This window comes from Caldisericum sp. (assembly GCA_022759145.1).
In the GTDB taxonomy this organism is placed as follows: domain Bacteria; phylum Caldisericota; class Caldisericia; order Caldisericales; family Caldisericaceae; genus Caldisericum.
The window spans coordinates 1-3489 of record JAEMPV010000035.1; the positions used below are offsets into that span (position 1 = coordinate 1).

Annotated in this window: 5 protein-coding genes; 4 read left to right on the forward strand and 1 reads right to left on the reverse strand. The window is 36.1% G+C overall.

The annotated features are described in order from the left end of the window. Positions 1-129: 129 nt before the first annotated feature. Positions 130-498: a DUF2007 domain-containing protein gene (locus tag JHC30_02465; protein MCI4463018.1), complete on the forward strand. Its 369-nt coding sequence runs from the start codon at positions 130-132 to the stop codon at positions 496-498. Continuing rightward, positions 470-1177, forward strand: a complete 708-nt coding sequence (locus tag JHC30_02470) for a creatininase family protein (GenBank protein ID MCI4463019.1) — start codon at positions 470-472, stop codon at positions 1175-1177. Before JHC30_02465 ends, JHC30_02470 begins: the two co-directional genes overlap by 29 nt. Here the strand turns inward: JHC30_02470 and JHC30_02475 are convergent. Continuing rightward, entirely contained in the window at positions 1155-1565 is a 411-nt protein-coding gene (locus JHC30_02475) for a YjbQ family protein (protein ID MCI4463020.1), read from the reverse strand. The genes JHC30_02470 and JHC30_02475 overlap by 23 nt on opposite strands. Positions 1566-1827: 262 nt before the next feature. On the opposite strand from JHC30_02475, the gene JHC30_02480 reads away from it, so the two are divergent. Together JHC30_02480 and JHC30_02485 are read left to right on the forward strand one after the other, a co-directional pair. Then, positions 1828-2754: an ABC transporter ATP-binding protein gene (locus tag JHC30_02480; protein ID MCI4463021.1), complete on the forward strand. Its 927-nt coding sequence runs from the start codon at positions 1828-1830 to the stop codon at positions 2752-2754. Beyond that, positions 2741-3484, forward strand: coding sequence for an ABC transporter permease (locus JHC30_02485; protein MCI4463022.1), 744 nt, complete (start codon positions 2741-2743; stop codon positions 3482-3484). Before JHC30_02480 ends, JHC30_02485 begins: the two co-directional genes overlap by 14 nt. Positions 3485-3489: the final 5 nt, after the last annotated feature.

A 3489-nucleotide genomic window follows, 5' to 3' on the forward strand; every position in this document is an offset into this window, starting at 1 on the left:
CTCTCCTGTTGGAGAGGGTGCATAACGAACTCTTACCATATATACCTCCGGAAAGAAAAACTAATCAATTTTATCAGAAATTTTCATATTTTAAAATGCATACTATAATAGTTTTACAAGGAGGCAAAGATGAAAGTATGCCCAAAGTGTGGATATGAAAATGAAGATGATGCAAAGGAATGTGTGAATTGCGGATATAACTTTGAGGATGCTGAGAAAAATTTTGAGTGGGTGCTTCTTAAAACCTGCGAAAACCAATTCGAAGCTGAAGTTTTATCAAATCTTTTAGAAACAAATGGAATTAAGACGATGATGAAGCGTCCAGGACCAATGCGAGGGGGAGGATTCATCGTTGATAACATTGGTGCAAATCCTTTGCTTGGTTCAGCAGGAGAATTTGATGTTTTTGTAATGAGGGTTGACCTAAAAGAGGCAAAAGAATTAATTGAGGCATATGAGGGAGGCGAAAATGGAACTAATGATGATGACAATGCGTGAAGTAAAAGAATACCTCAAGACCAACCAAACTATCATTATTCCCATTGGCGCAACAGAGGAGCACTCGGATGCACTTCCCCTTGGGACAGACACAATTACTGCAGAGGCGCTTGCAAAAAGATTGGGAGAAGTTACAGATAGGGTTGTAGGACCAACAATAAATGTAGGGAATTGCCATTCAATAACATATGGATTTACAGGGACGATTTCAATAAGCCCAACAACCCTTATAAGTTATCTTAAAGACTATATCACCTCGCTACACTATCACGGCTTTAGAAATTTCTTTTTTGTAAACGGACACGGCGGAAATATTGCTCCACTTAGATGTGCTTTCGATGAACTTGCAAATACTCTTACAAATTCAAAATTCTTGGTCTCTTCCTGGTGGCTTATGGAAGAATTAAAAGAGTTATATGACAATGCAGGGCATGCAGGAAGAGGAGAAGTCTCAATGATTTTATACCTTAATAAATCCCTTGTGAAAACAGAATTCCTCACAGAGGAAAAAAGACCAATGCCTAAGTACTATGTCACAAACGATTTAGCAAGAAAATACATTACTGTTACGGGTATAATTAACGATACCCAGGAAGGGTCAGTTGAACTGGGAGAAAAACTATTCAACGCATCAATTGAGGCAATGGCAAAACTCCTTAGACACCTTGAGGAATCTTAGGAATTACTTCTACATAAACTTCCCTTGTTCTTGGTCCGTCAAACTCTACAAAAAAGATACCCTGCCATGTTCCAAGCACAAGTTCGCCATTCTCAATAATAATTGTTCTTGATTGACCCATAATGGACGATTTTATATGCGCATCCGCATTTCCCTCAAGATGTGAGTAATTTAAACCTTCAGGAATTAACTTTGAAAGATAATTAATAATATCCTTCTTAACGCTTGGGTCGGCATTTTCGTTAATTGTAATCGAGGCAGTTGTGTGCGGCACAAACACAACGCATATACCATTGCTTACCTTTGATTTTCTGACAATTGAGCCAACCTCAGAAGTAATTTCAATCATCTCTTCTCTTCTTGTTGTCCTTATGGTTATTACTTCCATATTTTCACCTCACACATATTTTACTATAATCTCCGAGCTTACCAAATGTGTGCAATATTGTTGTTAGTCAAAGCCTAAGCAGATTTCACGTGGAAATTGATTCAGTAAAGAAAAAATGGACTTTTGGTCCAACAAAATACAAAAAGTGTTCTACACCGTTATTCTTAGAGCACTACTATTTTAGTTAATATTATTTGTTAAAATTAGGTCTTACTCTTGACTTAGCGTTTTTTTTGCTACAATTTTAACAAGGAGGAAATAAATGGAAGAAATTTTACTTGTTTCAAATGTAACAAAAGTTTACCCAAATGGTAAAAAGGCAAATGAAGCAATTAATTTAAAGGTTAAAAAGGGTGAAATTGTAGGGCTTATTGGTCCAAATGGAGCAGGTAAAACAACCCTTCTAAGACAAATTTTGGGATTACTGAAGCCAACAGAGGGAAACATTTCAATTTTGGGAGAAGACATATCCTTAAACCCATCGATTATCAAAAAAGAAGCAGGTTATGCTCCGCAGTATCCTCTTTATTTTCCTTCCCTTACAGTTGAAGAAACAATAGGCTTTGCCCTAAGACTAAAAGGCATAAAAGGAGAAATATACGAAAAAAGGCTTAGCGAGATTATTGACTTCCTTAACTTAGGAGGCGTTAGAAAGTTCTACGGATACCAACTTTCCCCAGGTTTAATAAAGTTAATGCTTATAGGTATTGCTATAGCACAGTCAAATTCTCTCCTTATCCTTGACGAGCCCACATCTATGGTTGATATCGTTAGCAAAAGCAACTTATGGGATAGGCTCTCTCAATTCAGGAATGACAAAGCGATTCTCATTGCAAGCCACGATATGAACGAAGTAAAGAAGTTAAGCGATAGAGTTTATGTGCTTGTTGATGGAAAAATTATCGCAGAAGGAAGCCCTACAGAAATTTCTCTTTTACTTAAATTACCTTGCGAAATAAAATTTTCAACACCCAAAGCCGACCTTGCAAGAGCAATACTTGAAAGTGAAAACCTGGTATATGAAAGTGATGGAACAGTTTTTAATGTATCTCTTGAAACCCTCGATATGGGGATAGACTTAGTAAAGAAGATAAATGATGTTGCTTCTATAAATTACATTCAATTTGAGGCACCTTCTTTTGAGACTGCCGTTAAAAGGCTTATGGAGGTAAAAAATGGAAAAAATTAGGTTAGGCGTAGAGATGGAGTTTAAAGGGCTCCGTATTTACCTTTTCCAGCTTTTTGTTGTTCTGTTCTTGCTGCCATTCTCGTATCTATTCATAATGCTTCTTTCAGGAAAGGGAAAACTAACAACATCTCAAATTGCTTTCCTTCTTACAGGATATATGGTTGTAACACTTATAAGTGCCTTTATCAATATGTTGAGTTTGAGAGTTGTAAACACAAAAGAACCTCAGGTGCTTGAACTATACTCAACTTTTTCAATAACATTCCCACAGATTATTTTAAGCCAATCAATCACCTATGTCATATTAACATTACCAATCGTTCTCTTCACTTTCCTTTATGTCAGTTTAAGTTTAAAACAGGTTAATATTCTTCTCCTTGCTTTTGGAATTATCTTTAGCATCCTTGTGTTGTTATTACTTTCTATTTCCTTGGGCCTTATAATGAACAATCTATTCTTAGCAAACGGAGTACTCCAAATTCTTTCTGTCATCCTCATCATTTTTTCTCCCGCATACTTTGATGCAAATACTTTAAATAGAACAATACAGATTCTTCTCCTTCTTAATCCGGTTACACACATATTGAATATTTTGAGAAGCCCTTTAGCAATCCCCACGAACTTCGACATACTGTGGTCATATGGAATTCTTTTTGTGTTATCAGTAGCTTTAATACTATTCATCTTGAGGAGAGTAAGACAAACTTACATTTTAGAGAAAATCTTTTAGAGGAT

Bases quoted from the DNA above. Each gene is read 5' to 3' on its own strand.
- JHC30_02470 (MCI4463019.1), top strand. From the start codon at position 470: ATGGAACTAATGATGATGACAATGCGTGAAGTAAAAGAATACCTCAAG.
- JHC30_02480 (MCI4463021.1), top strand. From the start codon at position 1,828: ATGGAAGAAATTTTACTTGTTTCAAATGTAACAAAAGTTTACCCAAAT.
- JHC30_02465 (MCI4463018.1), top strand. From the start codon at position 130: ATGAAAGTATGCCCAAAGTGTGGATATGAAAATGAAGATGATGCAAAG.
- JHC30_02475 (MCI4463020.1), bottom strand. From the start codon at position 1,565: ATGGAAGTAATAACCATAAGGACAACAAGAAGAGAAGAGATGATTGAA.
- JHC30_02485 (MCI4463022.1), top strand. From the start codon at position 2,741: ATGGAAAAAATTAGGTTAGGCGTAGAGATGGAGTTTAAAGGGCTCCGT.